The organism is Rhodococcus sp. 24CO (assembly GCF_050586165.1).
Taxonomy (GTDB): Bacteria; Actinomycetota; Actinomycetes; order Mycobacteriales; family Mycobacteriaceae; genus Rhodococcus_F.
This window is the reverse complement of sequence record NZ_JAZFNF010000010.1, coordinates 54,917-78,127: the sequence shown is the minus strand read 5'-3', so window position 1 is coordinate 78,127 and position 23,211 is coordinate 54,917. Positions and strand designations below refer to the sequence as shown.

Here is a 23,211-nt window from a genome sequence, read left to right as displayed (position 1 = left end):
CCAACGTTGGTGCCCGTGCGGTTGCCACTATCGTGCCATTTTTGTGGCGCGGACGGAATAACTGCAGGTCAGATCGTTGTAATGTGTTCATGTCGATGTTCTCGTAGCGAGCGGTTCTTCTCGGTCGGTGATGACACCAGAGGGGAAGAGGCAATTGTTTGGTTATCGTTCATTGTTGGCTTCCGGCGGATCGCCGTGCGTCTTGTGCTGGCGATTCTCTGCCTAGCTGTGCGGAGTGTGCCGAAAGTACTAGGCGTGGTGAACACTTAGTAATGTAATGGTAAGTTCGCGTCATGGTCGTAACGAAGGTGTCCCGGACGGAGTGTGTCGACGTCTCGGATCGCGCTGGTGTCGACACTGTGCGCTTCCACGACAACCCGGATGCGATCCGCGGGGACTGGGAGCGTTTGGCTGCCCGTGTCGGGACTCGAATGTCGTCGCGTTTCCTGTACGCCGTAGGCGCTCACCAAACCGACGGCAAGGGCTCATTCCTATTGGTCGCGGTGTACCGGGGCGCAGAGATGGTAGCGCTGGCACCCTTTGCGGTTCGTCGCATGCTCACTGTCGAGGTGGTTCGCCTTCTCGGGCATGGGCGCGGTGTGGTCGGCGAGATCCTTGCCGAAGACGCCGATGCTGCTCGGGTTCTCTGGCGAGCGGTCGCTGCCCGTGGATTAGTACTGCACGCCGATCTTGTTGTCGGTTCGGACACCGCGGTCAGTGTACTGTTGGACGATCCACGATGGAACTGCGTTGTGCGAGTACGGGATACCAACCTCTCTGTCGATGTCTCGGAAGGTACTGTTCCCGTGGATGTTCGGAGCGCCCGTTCGTTGAAGCGGCTGCGTTCCTATCGGGCGGCACTCGCTCGATCGGGGTCTTCACTGGAATTCGAGCAGTTGACAACTCCGGCCGATGTGGATCGGCGATGGTCCGACATGTGCACGGTTGCTGCCATCGGGACGACGGGCCGCGACCGCGTCAATTTCTTGGCATCGCCGAACGAGCCGTTTGTGCACCGATTCCTCCGGGCCGAAGCAGAACTCGGACGCCTCCTCATCGTCGGGTTGGTCATCGACGGAGTGTGGTGTGCCCACGATGTTTCCGTTCGGACCGGTCGTCGGCTCGAAGGATGGGTCACGCATTACCGCCCCGAATGTGCCCGGACTCAACCCGGACATCAAATGATGGAATGGCTTGTCGCGCAGAGCAACGAGCTTGCCGTCGACGAACTCGATATGGGAATCGGTCCCACCGAATTGAAATTGGCTTGGGCGAACAACCGCACCCCGGTTGTGACCATCAGCGCCGTGCGCTCGGGCAGAATCGGTGCACGGGCAATCGTTCGCGTCATCGAGACGTGGGAATCGGGATCGTTTGTCAGCCACTCGAGAAATCTGCGCGACAAGGCTCGGTCGGCTTGGCGCCGTGTGCGCTAGCCTCGGCGTTTGCCGTTCGATCAGGTCGGTGGCAACCACGTCCTCGTTGCCGTGACCAGTGCGGACACTCCGATGGTCAGTGTCGGTTCGATCACGGGCGCGTAGTGCGGAGAGTGGTTCGACGGCACGGTCCGTAGGGCCGGGTCGGTCATGTCACCCGTGGTGAACAGGGACGGGTCGGTACCGCCGAGCAGCCAGTACGACAGCTGTGCGCCCGAACTTGTCGCGAGGATGCCGACATCCTCGCTACCGGCTCCGGCCCCCGGATCGAGAATGTTGTCCTGGCCCAACCATGCGGCAAACGCGTCGAGGGTTTTGCCCAGAGCAGCCGGATCGTTCACGACAATGGGGAATCGTTCGATCTCGGTGATAGTGGGTTCTTCCGGGGCGCCGGCCGTTGCGGCTTCGCCTCGGACGATGCGGTCGACGCTGCTCAGAATGCGCTCCCGGACGGCAGAGTCGTAACTGCGGATGTTCAACTGCAGTTCGGCTTCGCCGGGAATGACATTGGCTGCGTCGCCGGCGTGGATCGACCCGACCGTGAGCACTGCGATCGCCGTGCTCGGTACCTCGCGGGAGACGATTGTCTGCAGGCGCAGAACGGTTTCCGCTGCCATCACCACGGGGTCGACGGAGTTCTCCGGCATGGATCCGTGCGCACCTTTGCCGACAAGTCGCACGCGCAGCGAGTCGGAACCCGCATACGACGGGCCTGCGTGGCCGGCGATCTTTCCGGCAGGCAACGGTGCTACGTGTTGCCCGAGTACAACGTCGGGTTTGGGGACCTTGTCGAACAACCCGTCGTCGACCATGGCTTGGGAACCGGCACCCAGTTCTTCTGCGGGTTGGAATACGAGTAGCAGGGTGCCAGACCAACTAGAGGTGTCCGTGGAGAGGATCTGGGCGGCGCCCAACAGACATGTCGTGTGGAGGTCGTGGCCGCACGCATGAGCCACCGGAACGGTTTTCCCGTTCTGATCGGTCGCGGTCACGGTGCTGGCATAATCCAGTCCGGTGTCTTCCTTGACTGGCAGTGCGTCCATGTCGGCACGCAGGAGTGCGGTTGGTCCGGGGCCGTTTTTCAGGACGCCGACTACTCCTGTTTTCCCGATGCCGGTGGTGACGTCGAAACCGAGTGAGGTCAGGCGCGTGGCAACTATTTCGGCGGTTCGATGTTCTTGGAAGCCCAGTTCAGGGTGACTGTGGAGGTCCTTGTACAGGGCGGCGAGCGTTGGATCTACGGTGATGTTCTCGTGCGCGGCGTGGGGCATGAGAGTCCTCTCGATCGAGAAAAGCAGACTAATCGGACGATTTTCACGGTAACAGTGTTGAGGCACCCGGGCGCCGAACGTTACCTGAATGAGTCGATGGACTTCAGCGCTGCAAAGTGGGGAGTGTCGTGGTACTCAGGCCGGCGCGTAGAAGACGTCGACAACAATGTGACCAGGCGATTCCGTTCCGGTTGCCTGGAACTCTGGACGCCCTGCGGCAGTGCCGACAAAAGACTGAACGATGTCACGACTCACCAGTGCGGTCTCGACACTCGAGATGGTGCCGCCATACGTTTCGATTGGTGGGAACTGTTGTAGCGCAGTAACTCCCACGATATCAACCTGAAGGATCGATGAGCCGTTCACGTCGACCACGTGATTGTCGCCGCCGCGAATCGCTTCGCTGACATACTCGACCTTCCATGTCACAGTGCCGGTTCCACTGAGGTGATACGTCACCCGCGAACGGTCGTGAAGGTGGTCGACGGCAACGGCGGTGACCTCAGCGATGGGAAGCGGTGCGTTTGTTTCAGTTCCGGGAACGACGAGACTGGGTCGCTCATCGGGTGCAGGGCTGCCGATTCTCATAGTTCCAGTCCGCGCCTCTGAACCTTCGACGGTTGAATATGTCGGCCTCGAGGGGCCGCCGGAATCTGGTTGCGGAGATTCGGATTGGCTTTGGCAGCCGGTTAGCGTCGCGGCGAAAAAGAGGGCTCCGTAGCACGCAATGAGATATCGGTGCCGCATGAGGGAAACTTATCGGCTCCGTGGAACATCCATACCGCGAATACGAATATCAGGTTCGGTGTACGTCGCGTACCGCCGGTAGGCCTTGGGTGAGGATGGGCGCGCTGAACGCGTCCACCGGCGTCGCGGTCTCCGTAGCTTTGCGGACGGCGTCGACGAACGGCTCAGCGGTGTTGTCCTTCAGCCCCTTCGGGAGGTATCCATCGACGTCCTCCATGACATCCTTCTGGTAGCCCACGCCGCCCAGGGGAGGAACCGCACCCAGTGTCCCTCAGGTGAGGCCGACCCTGGGTACGAATCTGCCGACATTGCGGCTGTAGGTGCGGTAGGTGTTGCCGTGGCAGTCGCGGAGGTAGGGCTCTTCGACGACACGGACCTGCAATTCTATGGTGGCGAGCAGCAGCACGAAGCCGGTAAGCGCGAGTGGGTTCGGTGTGAGGAGCGTGATGCCGGCACCGAAAACGAGCATGGCGGTGAAGATGGGATTGCGGACGAGGCCGAAGACCCCGGTCTGGACGAGATCGGTTGTCTCGGTGGGATCGACGCCGATGCGCCAGGATTCACCCATCTGGTTCTGTGCGTAGAGCGTGCCGAAGATTCCGGCCAGCGCGAGCACGATCCCCGTTGTCTGGACAGCGGGAGCGGTGAGGATACCGATCGGGTGCAGCATTGCAGCTAGCTGCAGTGCGGGCGCTGCGACGCCCACAGCTATCGCGACGAGAAATCCGGTGCCGGCGATCCATTCCATCGAGCCGAGTCGTCCGGTGACACCACGGAATCCGGTCGAGCCGGTCCGGTGGTACTGCAGCCAGCTGCGCCAACCGAAACCGAGGACCCCGAACAGGGCGTAGAACACGAGCGCGGTCACAGCCATGGCAGATCTTTCCTCGTTTGTAGTCGGTGGTCAGTCGCAGCAGTCCCGGCCCGCCGCAATGTTTGTGGTTGTTGTCGGTGTGGGGCAGCAGGTGTCGCCTTTCCAGGCGTTGAGGCCTTCTTTGGCTGCGAGAACGGCGATCACGAGGGCGGCGACAGGGTCGGCCCACGACCAGCCGAACAGGCTGTTGAGAAGTAGCCCGGCAAGCAGGACGGCGGACAGGTAGGTGCAGAGCAGGGTCTGCTTGGAGTCGGCGACCGCCGACAGTGACCCGAGCTCACGGCCGGCGCGGCGCTGCGCGTAGGACAGCACCGGCATGATCGCGAGACTGGCTGCAGCCAAACCGATCCCGATCGGGGAGTGCTGCGCATCGCCGAATCCTGTCAGGGCCCGGACGGCGTCGACGGCGACGTAGGTGGCGAGAGCGAAGAAGGAGAACGCGATGATCCGGAGCGCGATCTTCTCCCGCGCTTCGGGGTTGCGGCCGGCGAACTGCCAGGCAACCGCGGCGGCGGAGGACACCTCGATCACCGAGTCCAGCCCGAACCCGAAGAGTGCGGTCGACGACACGCGCGCCCCCTCGGTGAGAGCTATTGCCGCCTCGATCACGTTGTAGGTGATCGTCGCCGCGACGAACCACCGAATCCGACGCGACAGCAAAGCCTTTCGGTGCGGCGTAGGTATCGCTGATGTCCGGGACGGCATGCCCAGCGGGTTCTCCATCAGCAGCAGTCCTCGGCCTCGGAGACTGGACAGCAGTCCGGGTCGACGGCCAGGACCAAACCCACGAGGTCGTCAAGCGCTCTACCGATGCGAGGGTCGGCGAGCTCGTATCGGCTGCGTCTGCCTTCCGGGATGGCGACGACCAGACCGCATCCGCGCAAACAAGCCAGGTGGTTGGACAGAATCTGGCGCGACACCCCGATTTTTTCCGCCATTTCGGACGGGTAACCCGGAGTAGTGCGCAAGCTCAACAAGATCTGGGTACGCGTCGAATCCGATAGGGCGTAACCGAACCTCGACAGGGCATCGGCGTGGATTGCGATCTTCATCCTTTCGATAGTACAGAGAGTTCTGTATTCAGAAAAGGCTGTATTCCCCATGGCGCCAGGAGCGAGGGCGGAGGTTTGCTTGCGGATTTCGTCTTGCCATGGCGAGTGTGCGGCCGAGGTTGGCTGACACCTGGCAGTCCCGCATGAGCTACGTCACACTGCGGATCGTTGGCGACCAAGTCCGGTGTGAGAGTCACAGGTGTTCAAGGGGTTGCTGGGTATAGGAGCGCAAGGCTGAGATTGGGCCTATGCGGGCATATGTCTCGATGAACTTGGTGCATCGGCTTTTCAACTTGATGAAGATCGGATCAAGGCTTTAGCGAATCGGGTTTCTCGATGTGCTGCGGACTGAGATCCTATTACCCCGTTGGGATAACTGAGATCCTATTACCCCGTTGGGATATAAGACTAAATTTCGCGCTAGCCTGCACCTTTCGGTGCCCTCGGTGAGACTCGAACTCACACTGGACGGGTTTTGAATCCGTTTCCTCTGCCAATTGGGATACGAGGGCTTGTTGCGATGACTACATTAGAAGATGCGATTCGAATGTCAAACACCGGTACCCTCTAAATGTTCGCGCCTCGTGTCGGGGCGGTTCGATCGAGGAGGGTGGTGGCCATGAATTCGCTAGAGCTGCAAGGCAATCAGAGCAAATCACGTCGAGTTGTTGTTGCCGAGGACGAAGCGTTGATCCGGATGGATCTGGTCGAGATGCTCCGCGAAGAGGGCTACGACGTTGTCGGCGAGGCCGGCGACGGTCAGGTTGCAGTCGAACTTGCGGAGGAACTCAAGCCCGATCTTGTGATCATGGACGTAAAAATGCCCAGGCGCGACGGAATTGACGCTGCTTCGGAAATCGCAGCCAAGCGAATTGCTCCTGTGGTCATTCTCACAGCGTTCAGTCAGCGTGAATTGGTGGAGCGAGCGCGGGACGCGGGCGCTATGGCGTATCTGGTCAAACCTTTCTCGATTTCCGATCTTGTGCCGGCTGTTGAATTGGCCGTCAGCAGGTTTCGTGAGGTTACTGCGCTGGAACGAGAAGTCGCGGATCTGTCCGACCGCTTGGAGGCGCGCAAGCTGATCGAGCGGGCGAAGAGTGTGTTGATGGTGCGCCAGGCGCTCACCGAACCAGAGGCGTTCAAATGGATCCAGCGCGCTGCCATGGATCGTCGCTCCACGATGAAGGCCGTCGCCCTGGTCGTGATCGAAACCTTGGGCGGCGAACCTAACGCCTGACCCTGGTGCTCGTTTCCATCGGCAGATTAAACCGCGCATTCGGCACGGTTGTGTAAATTGTCGAGGCAATCAGGTAACAGTCAGGTCACAGGGCTTTCTTGTCGGATCGCGATACGGTTTCGAGGTCTAGCGTCTTTTCCCACAGCGAGCGTCGTTTCGGTGGACGCGAGCACCGGCTGATCTAAGGAGCGTGGGATGGCTAGACGAACACTTGTGCGCACTGCCGCAGTTCTCGGCGTTGCAGCGTTGGCATTGGCAGGCTGTAGCTCGGACGACTCCGACAGTTCGTCATCGGGCACCACCACGTCCGGCTCGGCAGCGGCAACAACCGTCTCGACGGATTGCACGCCGCAGCAGGCTACAGCGGGCGCTACACCGTCTACTGAACCTCTGCGTATCGGTACCTTGTTGCCGGACACGGGAAGTCTGTCCTTCCTGGGCCCGCCGATGGTTGCCGGTACGCAACTCGGTGTCAACGACGTCAACGCAGCGGGCGGTGTACTCGGACAGCCAGTTCAGTTGATCCCCGGCGATTCCGGCGATACGACCACGGACACGGCCACCACCACGGTCGACCGCGAATTGGCGGCAGGCACCCAGGTGATTGTCGGCGCGGCGTCGTCGTCCGTGTCACTGAAGGTGATCGACAAGATCGCAAGTGCGGGCGTCGTCATGTTCTCCCCGGCCAATACCTCCGACCAGTTTGTCTGCTACCCCGACAAGGGTATGTACTTCCGCACCGCTCCCACGGACGTACTGCAGGCTCAAGCAGTCGCACAGCTCATTTCAGACGACGGTGGACAGCGAGTAGCCATCTTGGCTATGAACGACCCCTACGGCACGGGTCTTGCCGACAACATCCAGAAGAATCTGATCGACTCCGGCGTTCCGTCGGATCAGGTCGAGAAGATCATCTACGACCCCAACGCGCAGTCGTTCAACTCCGAGGTCGATCAGATCAAGAACTTCAATCCGGACGCAGTGGCGTTGGTGGGCTTCGAGGAATCGGCGAAGATCATCACCCGTATGCACGAGGTGGGCATCGGACCGTCCGATGGAATGGCGCTGTACGGCGTCGACGGCAACATGGGTAACGCACTCGGCGAAGCCGTTGCGACACCGCTGCTCGACACCATGCAGGGCACTACGCCGCTGACGGATGTGGGAGCCGCGTTCCAGGATCGCCTGAAGGCTGTCAACAGCGCTTTGATCGACTTCAACTACGCGGGTGAGTCTTACGACGCCGTGGTGATCTCGGCCCTCGCGGCGGAGCAGGCAAAGTCGACGGCAGGTGTCGATATCGCAGCCAACATCAACAGCGTCACCGAAGGCGGCACCAAGTGCACGTCGTACGCGGAATGCCTTCCGCTCGTGAAGGCGGGAACCGACATCGACTACGACGGCATCACCGGTGAACTCGACTTCAACGACTCGGGCGAGCCGTCCATCGGTTCGTACGGCAAGTTGGTGTTCGGACCTACGAACACACTGACCACCGAAGGATTTGTGGTCGTCGGTAAGTAGGTAGATCAACACACGAAAGGTGGGCCAGGGTCTCGAAGACCCTGGCCCACCTTTTGCCGTGGTTACTTCTCTTTGTTGCCGGCCAGCGTTCCGAGGTACAACTCGATGACCTTGGGGTCGTTCATGAGGTTGGCTCCCGTATCGGTGTACGCGTTCTTGCCCTGATCCAGCACGTACCCCCGATCGCAGATCTGCAGGCACCGGCGAGCATTCTGCTCGACCATGATGACCGACACACCGGCCGCATTGATCTTCTTGCAGCGAATGAACACCTCGTCCTGGAACATCGGTGAGAGCCCGGCCGACGGTTCGTCGAGGAGCAACACCGACGGATCCATCATCAGGGCCCGGCCCATCGCGACCATCTGACGTTCGCCGCCGGACAGTGCGCCGGCCTTGACCTTTCGGCGTTCGCTCAGAAGTGGGAACAGGTCACTGACAAAAGCGAACCGCTCGGCGAAGGCCTTGGGCCGCAGATAGATTCCCATTTCCAGATTCTCTTCGATCGTCAAGGACTGGAAGACGTTCTGGGTTTGGGGAACGTATCCGACCCCCTTCTGGACGAGAACGTGCGCGGGAGCGGACGTGATGTTGTCCTCCCGGAGAGTGACCGAACCTTCGCGGACGGGGATAAGCCCGAACAGCGATTTGAGCAGCGTCGACTTGCCGGCGCCGTTCGGCCCGATGATGCCGACGATTTCGCCTTCCTTCAGGAAGAAGTTGCATTCCCGCAGAATGTTGACGCCGGGAATGTACCCGGCCACGACGCTGTCGGCGCGAAGCAGCGCGCCCGCCGACAGGCGTGCGTGTTCCTCAGGCGTTGCGGCGAATTCAGCTGGAGTGAGTGACCGTGCTTCGTTCTCGCTCATGGCTTCTCGTGCCTTCCGCGCGATTCCTCTGGACTGGATTCGAGCACCTCGACAACCTCGACCGGTAGGTTCCCCAGATCCGGCTCCGACAGATCACCTCCGGCTTCGAGTGTCTCGACTTCGGCTTCGGCCAGAGCGGCCGCGAGAATGGCGGTGTCACCCACAGGGTTGCCGTCGTCGTCGAATTCGAGAGCCTGATCGTGATGACTACCCAGATAGGCGTCGACGACTGCTGTATTCGACGACAATTCGTCCGGCGTCGACTCCGCGATAACGCTGCCCTGAGCCATTACGACCACCCAATCGCTGATGTCACGGATGACGTCCATGTCGTGTTCGACGAAGACGACCGTCATACCGTCGTCGCGTAGCGATTTGATGTGCCCGAGCAGACTCTGAGTCAGTGCGGGATTGACGCCCGCCATCGGCTCGTCGAGCATCACGACGGACGGTTCCGTCATCAGTGCCCGTGCCATTTCGAGGAGTTTGCGTTGCCCGCCCGACAGCGAACCGGCAAGGTCGTCGGCTTTGGTTTCGAGCTTGAATCGTCCGAGAAGTTCGTGGGCGCGCTCCGTGATCTCGCGTTCCTGCGCCTTCCAGGTCCAGGGCAGCAGCGAGGTGAAGATTCGTTCGCCTCGTTGCCCGGTTGCTCCGAGCCGAACATTGTCGAGCACCGTCAGTTTCGACAGCGCCTTGGTCAGCTGGAACGTGCGGACCACGCCTTTACGCGCCACCTGGTGGGGATACATGCGTCCCAAGGACTGACCGTCCATCGACCATGTTCCGGTGTCCGGTCGATCGAAGCCGGTGAGAAGGTTGAACAGTGTGGTTTTCCCGGCGCCGTTGGGGCCGATCAGCCCGGTGATACATCCGCGTTGGATTTCGAGATGGTCGACGTCGACGGCTTTGAGGCCACCGAACGTCCGTGAGACCTTGTCGGCCACCAACACCGGGTCGGGTTTGGCCGATCCCGGAACGTGGGGGACATCGGCAAAGATCTGTGCTCGTGTTTCGGCGTCAAGCATTGAGTTGCACCTCCCGCTTGTTACCCAGTATTCCCTGCGGCCGGAACACCATCAGGAGAGCGATCATCAAACCCAGTAGTACGTAGCGCGTCGCGCCGACCTGCTGTTCCGTCAGCGACAGCAGCGGGTTCTCGCCCGAGATCGCCTGACGGAGCAACGCGTCGGGGATGGCGAGGAGGAACCAGAACAGCATCGCCCCCACGACCGGGCCGAATACCGTTGCGGCACCGCCCAGAATCAACGCTCCGAACGCGAAGAAGGTCTGAGCCGTCGAGTAGAAATCGGGGTTGATGGATTTGGTCTGTAGCGCGTTGAAGACTCCGGCCATACCGCCGATCACGCCGCCGATAACCAACGCCTGCATCTTGTACACGAAGACGTTTTTTCCCAGCGACCGTGCCGCGTCCTCGTCTTCACGGACTGCTTTGAGGACACGACCCCACGGACTGTGGCTGAGCAGGTACACAATTCCACAGAGGACCAGTACGAGGGTCCACCCCACGACCATCGACCACAGGTCATCGCCGTAGAACTTCACGCCGAGGAACGAGTACTGCTTTGCGGAGTCGAATGGGCTCAGCGAAGTGAAGGGTTCGGCAAAGTTGAAGAGTCCGTTAGTTGATCCGGTGACGGAGTCCGATGCCGTCGACCGGAAGATCAGTCGCAGGATCTCTGCGGCGGCAATGGTGACGATGGCGAGATAGTCCGCGCGAAGGCGAAGCGTCGGTATACCGAGGACCAACGCGAGAAGGCCGGCGGCGGTCAGGCCGACGATGATTCCCAGCCACAGTGGTTGGTCGTATGTCACGGTCATGATGCCGACGCCGTACCCGCCGAGCAGGGCAAAGCCGATCTGGCCGAAGTTCAGCAGACCGGCATACCCGAAGTGCAGGTTGAGGCCGATGGCCAGCAACGCGTAGAAGATCGCCGACGGCCCGATGAACTGGGCGAAGGAGACCTGGAGTGCTCCGATGATGTCCATATCCACTCACCCGATCCGTTGTCTGGATCCGAGGATGCCCTGAGGGCGAACCACGAGGATCACGATCAAGACGAGAAGCCCGCCGATGTATTTGAGGTCGGGGTTGATGATCAGCGTCGAAAGCTGAACCAGCAGGCCGACTATGACGCACCCGAGAAGCGCACCGTAGGCGGTGCCGAGTCCGCCGAGAGTGATACCGGCGAACATCAGGAGCAGGAGCTTGAATCCCATCTCCCACTGGACGCGGCCACCGAGTTCGGAGATGCCGAACAAGACACCGCCGAGGGCAGCCAATCCGCCGCCGAGTCCCCAGACGAACATGATCACGCGTTCGACGTTGATACCGGACGACGCGGCGAGGTCGCGGTTGTCGGCGACGGCGCGCATCGCCTTGCCGATGCGCGTCTTCTGCAGAAGGAGTGCCACTCCGACCAGCACGATCAGACTGACGACCATGACAGCGGCATTGGCGTCGGTCAGCGCGATCGGCCCCCAGTTCTTCTCGACCTGACCTTGATAGTCGTCGAATGGTTCGGCGCGGTCGGAGAAGAAGATCAGAATCAGGTAGCGCAGGGCGATGGCGAGGCCGATCGAGACCACCAACTGCGCGATCAATCCGGTCTTGCGTTTGCGCAAGGGTTTCCAGACAATCCCGTTTGTCGCCAGTCCGATACCGATGCCGACGATGATCGCGAGCAGCGTCGCCGGTATGAGGGGGATGCCGACCGAGGTGTTGAATGCCCACGCGGCGACGGCGCCTAACGTCACCATCTCACCGTGCGCGAAGTTGGTCAGTCCGGTGGTTCCGTAGATCAGGCTCAATCCGACACCGGCGATGGCGATCACGAGTCCGAAGCGGAGACCGTCGACGGTTGTTCTGATGAGTTTTTCGCCGAAGCTCACGTTGGATGCGGTGCGCACTTCACCGAACGAAAAGATCACAGTGTTCGCGCGGCCGGCGATCACTTCGCGATCGACGGTGGCCTGCACGCTCACCCCGTCCGGCAGGGTGTCGGCAACAATCTCGAATGTGTAGACACCCGGCGCGACCGCCAATTCCCAGCGGCCGTTCTGGGCTGATTCGCCGGTGGCGACTTCGGTGCCGGACGAGTCGAGGGCGCGAACGGTTACGCCTTCGAGTCGTGTTCCACCGTTGTTGAGGTTGCCACTGACGGGAACGGCATTGTCCGGCACTACCGGCGCGGTGGATACGGTCGGAGATTCGGGGCTGGTGGTCGGTTCCTGCGCCGATGCGGTTCCGGCGAATGTCAGTAGAGCAACTATCACGAGCAGGGCAAAGGCCAGGATTCGGCTCAATGTGGCGAGGGTATGCCGTTGTACTACGGGTGGGGCCACGTACGTCCTCCGAGCGGGTCGGGACAAGGTTGCCGCGCAGCTATCGAGGTGTCAGCCCGATGCTGCGATTTCCGGACTCTAACGGCTCTGTTCGCTTCAGACGGGGTTCTGCGATTTCCGGCATGTTTCGGTTCCGTATCGAAGCCGCGCGCAGGGGCGATTGACCGGATTTCGGGCGTGTTCCCGCGTAAAGCACCGTGGGCGGCATGTGTGTCGGTCCGAATCCCTAGACTGATGAACCGTGAGCCCCGCAACCACGACTCGGTCCAGCACGTCCACCGCCGCAACCGGTACATCCGGCAAGGCAGACGATCGTCCCCTTTTGATGCTTCTCGACGGGCATTCTCTGGCATTTCGTGCCTTCTACGCGTTGCCGGCGGAGAACTTCAAGACGCAGAGTGGTCAAACCACCAATGCGGTGTACGGCTTCACGTCGATGCTGATCAATTTGCTCCGTGACGAACAGCCCACCCACTTGGCCGCCGCTTTCGACGTATCCCGTCAGACGTTCCGCGCCGAGCTGTTTCCGGAATACAAGGCGCAGCGCGCCAAGGCTCCGGACGAGTTCAAGGGGCAAATCGACATCACCAAGGACGTCCTCGGCGCCATGGGGATTCCGGTCATGGCCGAAGACGGTTTCGAAGCCGACGACGTCATCGCCACGTTGACGACGCAAGCCGAGGCGCTCGGGTACCGCGTACTCGTTGTCACGGGCGACCGCGACTCACTGCAATTGGTCACCGAGAACGTGACGGTGCTGTATCCGAAAAAGGGCGTGTCGGAACTCACCCGCTTCACACCGGACGCCGTCGAGGAGAAGTACAACCTGTCGCCCGCCCAGTACCCGGATTTTGCGGCGCTGCGCGGCGACCCGAGTGACAACCTTCCCGGCATCCCGGGAGTGGGGGAGAAGACGGCCACCAAATGGATTCGTGAATACGGAGACCTGCAGGGATTGGTCGACAACGTCGACAAGGTGAGGGGCAAGGTCGGCGACTCGTTGCGGGAAAACCTCGCCAATGTGTTGCTCAACCGTCAGCTCACCGAGATGATTCGCGACGTGCCGCTGCCGTACACACCTGAGCAGCTGGTTCTGGCTCCGTGGGATCGCGAGAAGATCCATGCGCTGTTCGACGACCTCGAGTTCAAGGTTCTCCGAGATCGCCTGTTTGCGACACTGTCATCCTCTGAGCCCGAAGCAGAAGAGGGCTTCGAGGTCTCCGGCGACGCACTCGCGCCCGGTGCGGTAGCCCAGTGGCTGGACACACACGCGCGTACCGGATCCCGCCACGGCGTCACCGTCCTCGGAACGCGCAGCACGTTCGCTGGAGATGTCACGGCACTGGCCATTGCTGCGTCCGACGGTGAGTGTGCCTACATCTCCACCACCTCGGCCACTGCGGAAGACGAAGCAGCGCTAGGTGATTGGCTCGCCGATGTGTCTGAGTCCAAGGCTGTGCACGAGGCCAAATGGGCAATTCACGCACTGCGCGGGCGCGGGTGGACCCTGGGTGGATTGACCAGCGACACCGCCCTCGCGGCCTATTTGGTGCGTCCCGGTCAGCGGTCCTTCAACCTCGACGATCTCTCGCTCCGTTACCTCAAGCGTGAACTGCGTGCCGAATCGTCGGGGCAGGAACAGCTTTCGCTGCTCGACGACACCGATCAGCTCGACGCCGAAGCGGCCGAGACGGCAATGCTCAGTGCGCAGGCCGTGCTCGACCTTGCACAGGCGCTCGACAACGAACTCGAGTCGATCGAGTCGACGTCGCTGCTCTCCGATATGGAGTTGCCGTTGACAATCGAACTCGCTCAGATCGAGGCAACCGGTATCGCGGTCGACACAGCGCATCTGCACGATCTCCAGAGCCGGTTTGCCTCCGAGGTCTCCGACGCCGCCAACTCGGCGTACGCCGTGATCGACAAGCAGATCAATCTCGGCTCCCCGAAGCAGCTGCAGGTTGTGCTGTTCGAGGACCTCGACATGCCCAAGACCAAGAAGACCAAGACCGGATACACCACAGACGCCGAGGCGTTGCAGGGTCTGTTCGACAAGACGGGGCACCCGTTCCTCGAGCACCTCCTCGCGCACCGCGACGCAACACGCATGAAGGTCACCGTGGACGGCCTGCTCAAGTCGGTCGCCGAGGATGGTCGGATCCACACCACGTTCAACCAGACCGTCGCCGCCACCGGACGCCTGTCTTCCACCGATCCGAACCTGCAGAACATCCCCGTGCGCAACCAGGCGGGACGCGAGATCCGCGACGGTTTTGTGGTCGGCAACGGCTTCGACGTTCTGCTGACCGCCGACTACAGCCAGATCGAGATGCGGATCATGGCGCACGTGTCGGGCGACGAAGGGCTCATCGAGGCATTCAACACCGGTGAGGACCTGCACAGCTTTGTCGGTTCGCGCGCCTTCGGTGTGCCGATCGAGGAGGTCACCCCGGAATTGCGTCGTCGGGTCAAGGCGATGTCGTACGGACTTGCCTATGGCCTCAGCGCATACGGTTTGGCGTCACAGCTGAAGATTTCGACCGAAGAGGCAAAGCAGCAGATGGATGCCTACTTCGCGCGATTCGGCGGAGTACGTGACTACCTCCACGCAGTGGTCGAGCAGGCGCGAAAGGACGGCTACACCTCGACGCTCTACGGCCGTCGTCGCTACCTGCCCGATCTCAACAGCGACAACCGCCAGCGCCGCGAGGTTGCCGAGCGCGCCGCGCTCAATGCCCCCATTCAGGGCACGGCAGCCGACATCATCAAGGTCGCGATGATCAACGTCCAGAAGGCGCTTGCCGATGCGGGACTCAAATCGCGAATGCTGTTGCAGGTTCACGACGAGTTGGTACTCGAGGTCGTGGCTTCCGAACTCGAGCAGGTTACAGCTCTGGTCAAGGACAAGATGTCCACCGCTATCGAGCTGTCCGTTCCGCTTGACGTGTCGGTCGGAACCGGCCGCAGTTGGGACAGTGCCGCACACTGAGGTATGCAATGAAAAGTGGCGCAGGGCAATCGAATTCGATTGCCCTGCGCCACTTTTGTTGTAGCAGTTACTCGGCGGAAGCGGATTGCTCCGCGATCTGCTTGCGAACCTCGTCCATGTCGAGTGCCTTGACCTGAGTGATCAGATCCTCGAGTGCGGGGGCGGGCAGAGCGCCGGCCTGGTTGAACACGAGGACGCCTTCACGGAAAGCCATGATCGTGGGGATGGAGCGGATGTTTGCCGCTGCCGCGATACCCTGCTCGGCCTCGGTGTCGACCTTCGCATGGACAACATCGGTGTGCTTGCCCGCGGAAGCCTCGAAAGTGGGAGCGAACTGGCGGCACGGGCCGCACCATGAAGCCCAGAAGTCCACGAGCACGACATCGCTGCCGTTGATGGTTTCGTCGAAGTTTGCCTGGGTGAGTGTCTGGGTGGCCACGAGGGTCCTTTCCATAGTTCGGTGCGCTGTGAAGCAGCAGCTGTTGGTGTGTGCAACGCCGGGGAATCGTCAATTCTTCCCTGCAGCCCCGACCGGACTGCACACGAGGCCGCGTGGACGGGGCCGAAGTACCCGGTCAGGTACCTACGTGTGCCTATCTGAAGAGTCTTGCCAGTGCATCTACCAGCGTAAATGCATATTTGTGCGGGGTTGAACGAACTCGCCGGTCTCGAGATCTGCGCCCAATTCGCGGCACCGGGTGACGCGCGGCACACAAATTACGTGGTTCCAGGCGGAAAGCCGAAACAGGTATGCCATGGGCAGTTCAGCGGAAGTCAGGAACGCGAACCGCCGACAGAGTTGTGGACATCGCCGCAACCCGATCGGGCAGCGGGACATCCTGAAGGGAAATTCACAAGCTCATGGCAGTACGCACAACCTCTCGAACCAACACCGCGCTGACCCGCATTCTTCGAAGCGCCATCATTATCGGTGCACTCACCGCAGGAGCTTTTGCCTCGACTACCGCCGGCGCGAGTGCTCAACCGCTGGCAGCTCCGTCTCAGTCGACGCACGTTCAGCAGGTCGCGTTCTACTCGTCAGCCGGATCGCAGGCCGCGAGCGCGGCGGAGTCGAAGATCGGGGCACCGTACGTGTGGGGAGCGACCGGACCTAGCTCGTTCGACTGCTCCGGACTTGTTCAGTGGGCATACGCGCAGGCCGGAGTTTCCGTTCCCCGCACGACCTACGCCCAGGAAGCCGGCGGTGTCCCCGTATCTCGAGGAGAACTGCAGCCGGGTGACCTGGTGCTCTACTACGGCGGCGACCACGTTGGTATCTACGCCGGCAACGGCACGGTAGTACACGCGCCGACATCCGGACAGTCGGTCACGTACGCGCCGGTCGACTCGATGCCTTTCCACGCCGCACGCCGGTACTGATCTAACGCCCACAACGTCGCGAGGTGCAGAGAGTGATGGACAGTCGAACTACAGATATTCGATGCCTGACAATTCTGCACTGCGATGGGTGCGGAAGGTTGTCTGCACCAATGACGCAGTCCTGCCCTGAATGTGGCTGTCGGTTTCTCCACTCGGTGCCGTGCTGCGGTACAGGCACCATTGTCTCCTGGCGATATGTGCAAGGCGAGAAGTGCACGTCAGGATCTGCGCGGATTCCGATCATCGCGATTGTCGAGTTGGACGAAGGTCCGTGGTTGTACACGCTGATCGATCCTGTCCGGCACACGATGCCCGACAAACAGTCGCGAGTGGCATTTCGGTGCAAGGAGCCGGGCGATCGGTTTCCCCACTTCAGCCTCACGTGACGTTGCGTGCCCGTTCGACAACCCATCCGGCGATCTGAGCACGCGAGCTGAACCCGAGCTTGGTCAGGATATGTTCGACGTGTCCCTGGGCAGTGCGAATCGAAATCACTAGTTTCGCGGCAATCGCTTTGTTCGTCAGCCCTTGGGCAACGAGGTCGGCGACTTCCGACTCGCGTTTGGTCAGGCTCGGGCCGTCTTGGTTCGACGGAACCGTGATCGGTGGATCCTCGTCGAGCGCCAATGCTGTTGCCTCCGAGATCTTCAGGTTCGCGCCCTTCTTGAACTCGGTGTCGAATTTTCGAGCACCGAGCTGGAGTTTGGACACTCGTGCGCACTCCTCGTGATTGGCAGTCATGCCGAGAACACGTATCGCCGGAGTATCGATCTCGTCCAATAACGTCTGCGTTGCGCCCATCAGCGCAGCGGCATGTCCGTAGCGCTTCGCGTCTGCCGCGATCCATGCCAGTACTTCCATGCACCATGCCGAACCGAATGGATCCTCCACGAGCCGCGCCAGTGTCAGCCCCTTCTTCAGCTGCGATTCCGCGCGCGCATGGTTGCCGTCCGACCACAATGCGAGCCCGAGATTCCAGCACGAACGTCCCCGGTACACGATCTCTCCCAGTGGTTCGGTGATCGCCAGTGACTCCTCGTAGCACGCGATGGCGCGACTGGTGTCACCAATCTGCTGGTAGGCCAGGCCGAGATGGTTCAACGCCCAGACATGCCGAAGCAGGTTGTCCTCGGGGCGGAACACCTCGAATGCACGTGAGATGTCCGTGACTGCCTTCTTCGAATTGCCGCTGAAGAGTGCAAGAACGCCGCAGGCGTACGACGCGAGCGCATCTGCGTCCGGACTTCCCAGCGACTCCGCGCTTTCGCGCGCTTCCTCGCCAAGAGCAGCGCCCGCCGCGGTGTCGCCTTGGATAGATGCAAGCCGACAGTCGGCGTAGAGCGCTTCCAATCGGGCGACCGTCGGTGTCTCGGAATCGCAGGCAAGAATTCGGTCGAACCAGTGTCTAGCTTCGCTGAACAGCCCTCGGGAGAACCAGAACGGAAAAATTGCCACGGCCATCCGAAGCCCAGCCTCGGTATGGTCTACGCCTGATTCCGAGATGCACAATTCCATGGCCTCGTGCAGATTTGGCTGTTCTCGTCCCAGCCGGTCGATCCAGTCCAGTTGATTGGGTCCGATCCACTCGGCTGCTGCCCGTAATGCCAACTGCTCGAACCACTCTCGATGCCGAAGACGCAATTGCGCGGCTTCGCCGGACTCGACCAGTTTCTCCGCACCGTACTCCCGGAGGGTCTCGAGGAATCGATACCGAACCACGGACGTCGGCTCCTCGCGAATGAGGATCGACTTGTCGATCAGCGACACAAGCACGTCCAGCACATCGGCCGATGTCAACGCGTCAGCGCAGATTCCCTCCACAGCATCCAACTCGAAGCCGCCGGTGAACACGGACAACCGGGCCCACAGCTTCTGTTCGAGCGGGGTGCACAGTTCGTAACTCCAGTCCATGCACAACTGCAGGGTTTGCTGGCGCGTCGGAGCCGTGCGGTTGCCTCCGGTCAGAAGCCGGTACCTGTCAGTGAGATGCTCGAGAATCTGAGTGGTGGACATCGAACGCAATCGGGCCGCCGCCAACTCGATGGGAAGTGGAAGCCCGTCGAGTTGATGGCAGATCTGCGTCACCGAGGCCCTGTTGTCCTCAGTGATCGCGAAGGTCGGAAGCACAGCGCATGCACGTTCGATGAACAACGTCACCGCGTCGTATCCCGACAATCCCTGCAGGGAGGGTGTTTGATCGTGATCCGGGACGGTCAGTGGTGACAGTCGGAGCACGCTCTCCCCGCCGATGCCGAGTGGTTCGCGGCTCGTGGCCAGGATTCGCAGCTCCGGGCAGGTCTGCAATAGTGCTTGTGCCAGTGCAGCAATAGCGTCGAGCATCTGCTCACAATTGTCGAGCACCAACAACGTTCGATGTGGACGCAGGTGCTCGACCAACGTCTGCTGTACCGGTCGGGCGGAGAGGTTCCGTAGCCCGAGGGAGGCGGTCACTGTTTCGGCCACCAGGGGCTCGTCTCGGATCTCGCCCAGTTCGACCAACCAGACTCCGTCGGGAAATGCTTGCCGGCAACTCCTCGCAACTTGCAGCGCAAGTCTGGTTTTACCGACACCGCCGACCCCGGCCAGTGTCACCAGCCTGTTGGCGGCCAGCGCCTTCTTCGTTTCGGTCAACTCGCGGCGACGCCCGACGAAACTGGTCAGATCGAGCGGTAGGTTCCCCATGTCGTCTCGGCCACGTGTCGAGGCGTTTCCGGACACGGGGTCGGTTCCACGTGGTGGCGAAAAGGTGGTGCGAGGCTTCGAGCTGTTCGAATTCGGGTCACCGAGTTCGGGATTCAACGCCATGTCGTCCAATGACCATCCGCGACGGCGTTGAGTGTGCCTGAGTTCCTCGCCGAATTCTGCGGCAGATGTGGGTCTGTCACCGGGATACACGGCCATCGCGTGTTCGAGGACTACCCGTAAGTCCTGGGGGAGGTCGGGTTCGGCGGCGACGTCCGGAACCTGCCTGCCGGAAATGGCTGCGAGCAAGGTAGCGCCGAGGCTGTAAATATCAGCAGCGGCATCCGACTGATCTCCGCGCAGGACCTCCGGAGCAGTGAACGCGGGAGAACCGGTGACGACACCCCTCGCGGTTTCGAAGGCGTCGACCACGTGCACATCAGACCGGTCGTTGCGATAGCCGTTCACATGAGCAATACCGAAATCGGCAAGTTCAGGTTCCCCGTAGTCGCTCAGAAGCACATTTGCCGGCTTCACGTCCCGATGGAGGATCCCCGCGCGGTGCGCAGTTTCCAGCGCGCCCGCGACCTTGATTCCCAGGCGCCAGGCCGCCTCGTATTCGAACCGGCCATTGGCGTGGATCCACGCTGCCATCGAACCTTGAAGGTGGTAAGGCATCACAATGTACGGCCGCCCACTGCTGGTCGCGCCCACCGACAGCACATTGACAATATTCGGGTGCCCGGTCAATCGGCCCATCGCACGCTGTTCGCGGAGGAATCGCGCGAGATTCTCACTGTCGAATTCGCCGGTCAACACCTTGACGGCCACGATGCGGTCCAGTGCGGGCTGGGAACAACGGAATACAACACCGAATCCACCGCGGCCGATCTCGCGGGCATCCGCGAATCCGGCCACCGTCAGTTCCGCGGCGGCCAGGGCCGCTCGTGTCGGGCCGTCGTGCTGTGTTATCTCGCCGAGCTGCGTCGGCGGTGGATGATTCTCGATCATCAGTTACTTCGATCCGGTGCGATGGCTTTCGGTGTGTAAAGGTCACCGAGAAAGCCTCGAGCAGACCGCGGCGCGGTCGCTTGAACATGCACACGTCACTTCTCGGCGAGTATCTACAGGGTAACTCTGCGCGCGAATTGTGGGGAAAGTCTTATATGGGGAGATTGTCCGTCAGTTAAGTTGCGTGGCGGCCCGGAACGTTCGGCGGTACGCCTGCGGTGTCGTGCACCGCAGCCGGAGAAAGTGTTGGCGAAGGACTGCGCCACCGCCGAAACCCACCCGCTCGGCTATGACGTCGATGGGCAGATCACTGTTTTCGAGTAATTGCTGCGCCGCGAGGACGCGCTGATCGCTGAGCCAGCGAGCCGGGGTTGCACCTGTTTCTGATTGGAAACGGCGGGCGAAGGTTCGAGGCGACATATTGGCGCGCGCCGCGACCCGCGTCACTGTGAGGTTCTCGGCAAGGTGTGCCGTCATCCAGTCGAGTAACGGACTCAGCGTTGTATCGGGAACTGTGGCAAGGGGACTGGCGACGTACTGAGCTTGTCCACCGTCGCGGTGTGGCGGAACAACCATGCGTCTGGCGATCCCGTTCGCGACGCGACTGCCCTGCTCTTTCCGGACTATATGCAGACACAGGTCGATTCCCGCAGCCGTTCCGGCGCTCGTGAAAACAGGATCCTCGTCGACGTACAACACGTCGGGATCGACCTTGGCGTCTGGATAGGCGTCGGCCAATCGCTTGGCGTGGCGCCAATGGGTGGTACACCGCTTTCCGTCAAGTAAGCCTGCTGCTCCCAATATGAAGGCGCCGGTACACAGGCTTGCCACTTTCGCGCCGCGGCTCACCGCTTCCTGGAGTTTGAGAAGGAGCGGATCTGCGCTCGAATCGGGGCGCGGGGCGCACATGTAGTCGTCGTCTGCGGCGTAGGTCCCGCCGGCCGAGACGATGATCAGATCCGCGTCGTCGAGAGTGTCCAGGTTGTACGGAACGTCGATGCCGTATCCGAACCGAGTTCGGATCGGGCTTGGAACTGCCGCGACCAACGAGAAATCGTACGTCGGCAAATTCTCGTCCGAGCGATCGAATCCGAACACCTCGCAGGCCACCCCGAGTTCGAAAGCCTCGGTCATCGGCATGAGTGGAACCACCACTTTTTCGAGCATGTGTCGAGTCTGACAGAAAAATGGCATCATGGCAGAAAATCGTTCAACTATGGCATTTCTGCCACTATTGCGGCATCTCCACGTGCGTCAAGCTTTGTACATGGCAATCATCATCGTCAGTCTGATCGTCCTCATCGCCCTCAACGTTCTGGCTCTGACCGGGCGCACGCCCGACACCCGCCACGACGTGAGCCCCCACGGTGAATTCACCTTGTGAGGGCGAGCCTTCTCTTTCAGTACGTCGCCGCCTCGATGGTGTGGGGCGCAAGCTTCCTTTTTATGAAGATCGGCCTCGAAGGATTGTCCTTCACTCAAGTTGTCTTGTGGCGCTTGGTTTTCGGAGCACTGGCGTTGGCGCTCGTTTCAGCGCTCAATCGGATCGGATTGCCGCGGGACCGTCGCACGTGGAAGCACATGTCATTTCTCGCCGCGATGCAATGTGTGGTTCCATGGCTGTTGTTCAGTTGGGCTGAACAGAGCATGTCGTCGGGGCTCGCCAGCATCTACAACGCCACGACACCGCTCATGACCATGGCGGCGTCCCTCGCATTCCTGCCCGGGGAAACCTTGACGCGATACAAAGCCACCGGCCTCATGCTCGGATTCGTGGGTGTTCTGATTGTGCTGTCCCCGTGGAACATCGGAGTTGGTGGAAGCGTCAGCGCACAGATCGCCTGCCTCGGAGCGACCGCGTCGTATGGCGTTTCGTTTGTCTACCTCCGTCGGTTCGTCCTTCCGCTCGGTGTTGATACCCGCACCATCGCGTTGCTGCAGATCAGCATCGGGGCATTGTTCATGGTGCTCGCGTCACCGGTCATCGCGAACACACCGATGCGCCTGACACCGGCAGTCATCGGGTCGATGATCGCCCTGGGCGCGTTCGGAACGGGATTGGCATTCATCTGGAACACCAATGTCGTGCAGGGGTGGGGCCCGACAGCGGCATCGACTGTCACGTACCTCAGCCCAGTCGTCGGCGTCGCGCTCGGCGCGATAGTGCTCGGCGAGAACATCGGCTGGAATCAACCGCTAGGAGCGCTGATCGTGATCGCGGGAATCCTGGTCACCAGGAGGGCAACTCGATCGCTCACCCAGGGGGAGTCAGCGACCACTCCACTCTCGCATCGCCGTCCCACCGTCTGATCGGTCCGCAATCGCCGGCGATGACGTCCTTGCTCAGTAGGGAGATCGCGCCACCCAGTTGATCCGGCTCGATCCTCCGAGCCAATGTCACATGCGGAGTCCAGGTGCCCGGCTCGATGTGCCCGGGAATACCACTGGACCCGGCTGCGGCGTCGAAGACATCACGGTGAAGTCGCAGGAGAGCTCTCGACGGGATGACCGAACGAGCCAATACGAACTGCCTACCGCCGAACACGATGTAACCACCCAATCTGATCTCGAAGGGTGGTAGCGAGAACCGTCTGGTCAGGACTTCGTCGACCTCAGGTGGAATCGAGCGCGCGACGAACAACGTGATGTGCGGTCGATTGCTCTCGCGCACCATCTTTCCCTGACTCGGGAGACCTGCGTCAGCGAGCGCAGACCACTGACCGCGTATCGCAGACTCGCTCGACTCGCCGAGCAACAACTCCACCGACTGGACCAT

The 23,211-nt window shown here is 61.2% G+C and carries 20 protein-coding genes and 1 tRNA gene; 6 read left to right on the top strand and 15 right to left on the bottom strand.

Annotated elements, in window-relative coordinates:
* Positions 1-293: 293 nt before the first annotated feature.
* On the top strand, positions 294-1,436 hold the full coding sequence (locus tag V2B23_RS24525) for a GNAT family N-acetyltransferase (RefSeq protein ID WP_430952681.1): 1,143 nt from the start codon (positions 294-296) through the stop codon (positions 1,434-1,436).
* Positions 1,437-1,456: 20 nt separating this feature from the next.
* On the opposite strand, the gene V2B23_RS24520 is transcribed toward V2B23_RS24525, so the two are convergent.
* The 7 genes from V2B23_RS24520 to V2B23_RS24490 all read right to left on the bottom strand — a co-directional run bounded on the left by V2B23_RS24520 (position 1,457) and on the right by V2B23_RS24490 (position 5,892).
* The gene (locus V2B23_RS24520; RefSeq protein ID WP_430952680.1) at positions 1,457-2,707 is read right to left on the bottom strand and encodes an amidohydrolase; all 1,251 of its coding nucleotides are present in this window, start codon (positions 2,705-2,707) and stop codon (positions 1,457-1,459) included.
* Between the two features lie 135 nt (positions 2,708-2,842).
* Positions 2,843-3,295, bottom strand: a complete 453-nt coding sequence (locus V2B23_RS24515) for an AMIN-like domain-containing (lipo)protein (protein WP_430952679.1) — start codon at positions 3,293-3,295, stop codon at positions 2,843-2,845.
* 208 nt (positions 3,296-3,503) lie between these two features.
* Positions 3,504-3,671, bottom strand: a complete 168-nt coding sequence (locus tag V2B23_RS24510; RefSeq protein ID WP_430952678.1) for a hypothetical protein — start codon at positions 3,669-3,671, stop codon at positions 3,504-3,506.
* 54 nt (positions 3,672-3,725) lie between these two features.
* On the bottom strand, positions 3,726-4,328 hold the full coding sequence (locus V2B23_RS24505; protein ID WP_430952677.1) for a methyltransferase family protein: 603 nt from the start codon (positions 4,326-4,328) through the stop codon (positions 3,726-3,728).
* A gap of 30 nt (positions 4,329-4,358) precedes the next feature.
* Positions 4,359-5,051: a cation transporter gene (locus V2B23_RS24500; RefSeq protein WP_430952676.1), complete on the bottom strand. Its 693-nt coding sequence runs from the start codon at positions 5,049-5,051 to the stop codon at positions 4,359-4,361.
* Positions 5,051-5,380, bottom strand: coding sequence for an ArsR/SmtB family transcription factor (locus V2B23_RS24495; RefSeq protein ID WP_430952675.1), 330 nt, complete (start codon positions 5,378-5,380; stop codon positions 5,051-5,053). Before V2B23_RS24495 ends, V2B23_RS24500 begins: the two co-directional genes overlap by 1 nt.
* A 438-nt stretch (positions 5,381-5,818) precedes the next feature.
* A tRNA-Leu gene (locus V2B23_RS24490) sits at positions 5,819-5,892 on the bottom strand.
* 107 nt (positions 5,893-5,999) lie between these two features.
* On the opposite strand from V2B23_RS24490, the gene V2B23_RS24485 reads away from it, so the two are divergent.
* Both V2B23_RS24485 and V2B23_RS24480 read left to right on the top strand, forming a co-directional pair.
* Positions 6,000-6,617, top strand: a complete 618-nt coding sequence (locus V2B23_RS24485) for an ANTAR domain-containing response regulator (RefSeq protein WP_138868910.1) — start codon at positions 6,000-6,002, stop codon at positions 6,615-6,617.
* 195 nt (positions 6,618-6,812) lie between these two features.
* Entirely contained in the window at positions 6,813-8,141 is a 1,329-nt protein-coding gene (locus V2B23_RS24480) for an ABC transporter substrate-binding protein (RefSeq protein ID WP_430952674.1), read from the top strand.
* Positions 8,142-8,203: 62 nt separating this feature from the next.
* Here the strand turns inward: V2B23_RS24480 and V2B23_RS24475 are convergent, their stop codons facing one another.
* The 4 genes from V2B23_RS24475 to V2B23_RS24460 are packed head-to-tail and all read right to left on the bottom strand — an operon-like array spanning position 8,204 to position 12,334.
* Positions 8,204-9,010: an ABC transporter ATP-binding protein gene (locus tag V2B23_RS24475; protein ID WP_430952673.1), complete on the bottom strand. Its 807-nt coding sequence runs from the start codon at positions 9,008-9,010 to the stop codon at positions 8,204-8,206.
* Positions 9,007-10,035 carry an ABC transporter ATP-binding protein gene (locus V2B23_RS24470; RefSeq protein ID WP_430952672.1) on the bottom strand — a complete coding sequence of 343 codons (1,029 nt, stop codon included), beginning with the start codon at positions 10,033-10,035 and terminating at the stop codon, positions 9,007-9,009. Before V2B23_RS24470 ends, V2B23_RS24475 begins: the two co-directional genes overlap by 4 nt.
* Positions 10,028-11,017, bottom strand: a complete 990-nt coding sequence (locus tag V2B23_RS24465; RefSeq protein WP_430952671.1) for a branched-chain amino acid ABC transporter permease — start codon at positions 11,015-11,017, stop codon at positions 10,028-10,030. Before V2B23_RS24465 ends, V2B23_RS24470 begins: the two co-directional genes overlap by 8 nt.
* Positions 11,018-11,023: 6 nt before the next feature.
* Positions 11,024-12,334 (bottom strand): branched-chain amino acid ABC transporter permease, encoded by a 1,311-nt coding sequence (locus tag V2B23_RS24460; RefSeq protein WP_430952670.1) that lies wholly within the window; start codon positions 12,332-12,334, stop codon positions 11,024-11,026.
* A gap of 280 nt (positions 12,335-12,614) precedes the next feature.
* Between V2B23_RS24460 and polA the strand changes: the two genes are divergently transcribed.
* A complete protein-coding gene (gene polA / locus V2B23_RS24455) occupies positions 12,615-15,362 on the top strand; it encodes a DNA polymerase I (protein ID WP_430952669.1) in 2,748 nt (915 codons plus the stop codon).
* 67 nt (positions 15,363-15,429) lie between these two features.
* Here the strand turns inward: polA and trxA are convergent, their stop codons facing one another.
* A complete protein-coding gene (gene trxA / locus V2B23_RS24450) occupies positions 15,430-15,801 on the bottom strand; it encodes a thioredoxin (protein WP_430952668.1) in 372 nt (123 codons plus the stop codon).
* A 422-nt stretch (positions 15,802-16,223) separates the two neighbouring features.
* On the opposite strand from trxA, the gene V2B23_RS24445 reads away from it, so the two are divergent.
* On the top strand, positions 16,224-16,742 hold the full coding sequence (locus tag V2B23_RS24445; RefSeq protein WP_430952667.1) for a C40 family peptidase: 519 nt from the start codon (positions 16,224-16,226) through the stop codon (positions 16,740-16,742).
* Between the two features lie 378 nt (positions 16,743-17,120).
* Here V2B23_RS24445 and V2B23_RS24440 read toward each other — a convergent pair whose 3' ends face one another.
* Together V2B23_RS24440 and V2B23_RS24435 are read right to left on the bottom strand one after the other, a co-directional pair.
* Positions 17,121-20,435: a protein kinase domain-containing protein gene (locus V2B23_RS24440; RefSeq protein ID WP_430952666.1), complete on the bottom strand. Its 3,315-nt coding sequence runs from the start codon at positions 20,433-20,435 to the stop codon at positions 17,121-17,123.
* Positions 20,436-20,606: 171 nt separating this feature from the next.
* Entirely contained in the window at positions 20,607-21,602 is a 996-nt protein-coding gene (locus V2B23_RS24435) for a helix-turn-helix domain-containing protein (protein WP_430952665.1), read from the bottom strand.
* Positions 21,603-21,815: 213 nt separating this feature from the next.
* Here V2B23_RS24435 and V2B23_RS24430 point away from each other — a divergent pair, with 213 nt between their 5' ends.
* A complete protein-coding gene (locus V2B23_RS24430) occupies positions 21,816-22,745 on the top strand; it encodes a DMT family transporter (RefSeq protein ID WP_430952664.1) in 930 nt (309 codons plus the stop codon).
* Here the strand turns inward: V2B23_RS24430 and V2B23_RS24425 are convergent.
* Complete coding sequence (locus tag V2B23_RS24425) at positions 22,690-23,211, bottom strand: 2'-5' RNA ligase family protein (protein WP_430952663.1); 522 nt, start codon at positions 23,209-23,211, stop codon at positions 22,690-22,692. The genes V2B23_RS24430 and V2B23_RS24425 overlap by 56 nt on opposite strands.

What these genes read in the sequence shown, in the direction of transcription:
- V2B23_RS24470 (WP_430952672.1), bottom strand. Translation starts at nt 10,035, where the DNA reads ATGCTTGACGCCGAAACACGAGCACAGATCTTTGCCGATGTCCCCCAC.
- V2B23_RS24505 (WP_430952677.1), bottom strand. Translation starts at nt 4,328, where the DNA reads ATGGCTGTGACCGCGCTCGTGTTCTACGCCCTGTTCGGGGTCCTCGGT.
- V2B23_RS24525 (WP_430952681.1), top strand. Translation starts at nt 294, where the DNA reads ATGGTCGTAACGAAGGTGTCCCGGACGGAGTGTGTCGACGTCTCGGAT.
- V2B23_RS24485 (WP_138868910.1), top strand. Translation starts at nt 6,000, where the DNA reads ATGAATTCGCTAGAGCTGCAAGGCAATCAGAGCAAATCACGTCGAGTT.
- V2B23_RS24520 (WP_430952680.1), bottom strand. Translation starts at nt 2,707, where the DNA reads ATGCCCCACGCCGCGCACGAGAACATCACCGTAGATCCAACGCTCGCC.
- V2B23_RS24510 (WP_430952678.1), bottom strand. Translation starts at nt 3,671, where the DNA reads ATGGAGGACGTCGATGGATACCTCCCGAAGGGGCTGAAGGACAACACC.
- V2B23_RS24500 (WP_430952676.1), bottom strand. Translation starts at nt 5,051, where the DNA reads ATGGAGAACCCGCTGGGCATGCCGTCCCGGACATCAGCGATACCTACG.
- V2B23_RS24445 (WP_430952667.1), top strand. Translation starts at nt 16,224, where the DNA reads ATGGCAGTACGCACAACCTCTCGAACCAACACCGCGCTGACCCGCATT.
- V2B23_RS24480 (WP_430952674.1), top strand. Translation starts at nt 6,813, where the DNA reads ATGGCTAGACGAACACTTGTGCGCACTGCCGCAGTTCTCGGCGTTGCA.
- V2B23_RS24435 (WP_430952665.1), bottom strand. Translation starts at nt 21,602, where the DNA reads ATGCTCGAAAAAGTGGTGGTTCCACTCATGCCGATGACCGAGGCTTTC.
- V2B23_RS24440 (WP_430952666.1), bottom strand. Translation starts at nt 20,435, where the DNA reads ATGATCGAGAATCATCCACCGCCGACGCAGCTCGGCGAGATAACACAG.
- V2B23_RS24465 (WP_430952671.1), bottom strand. Translation starts at nt 11,017, where the DNA reads ATGGACATCATCGGAGCACTCCAGGTCTCCTTCGCCCAGTTCATCGGG.
- V2B23_RS24495 (WP_430952675.1), bottom strand. Translation starts at nt 5,380, where the DNA reads ATGAAGATCGCAATCCACGCCGATGCCCTGTCGAGGTTCGGTTACGCC.
- V2B23_RS24515 (WP_430952679.1), bottom strand. Translation starts at nt 3,295, where the DNA reads ATGAGAATCGGCAGCCCTGCACCCGATGAGCGACCCAGTCTCGTCGTT.
- V2B23_RS24475 (WP_430952673.1), bottom strand. Translation starts at nt 9,010, where the DNA reads ATGAGCGAGAACGAAGCACGGTCACTCACTCCAGCTGAATTCGCCGCA.
- V2B23_RS24425 (WP_430952663.1), bottom strand. Translation starts at nt 23,211, where the DNA reads ATGGTCCAGTCGGTGGAGTTGTTGCTCGGCGAGTCGAGCGAGTCTGCG.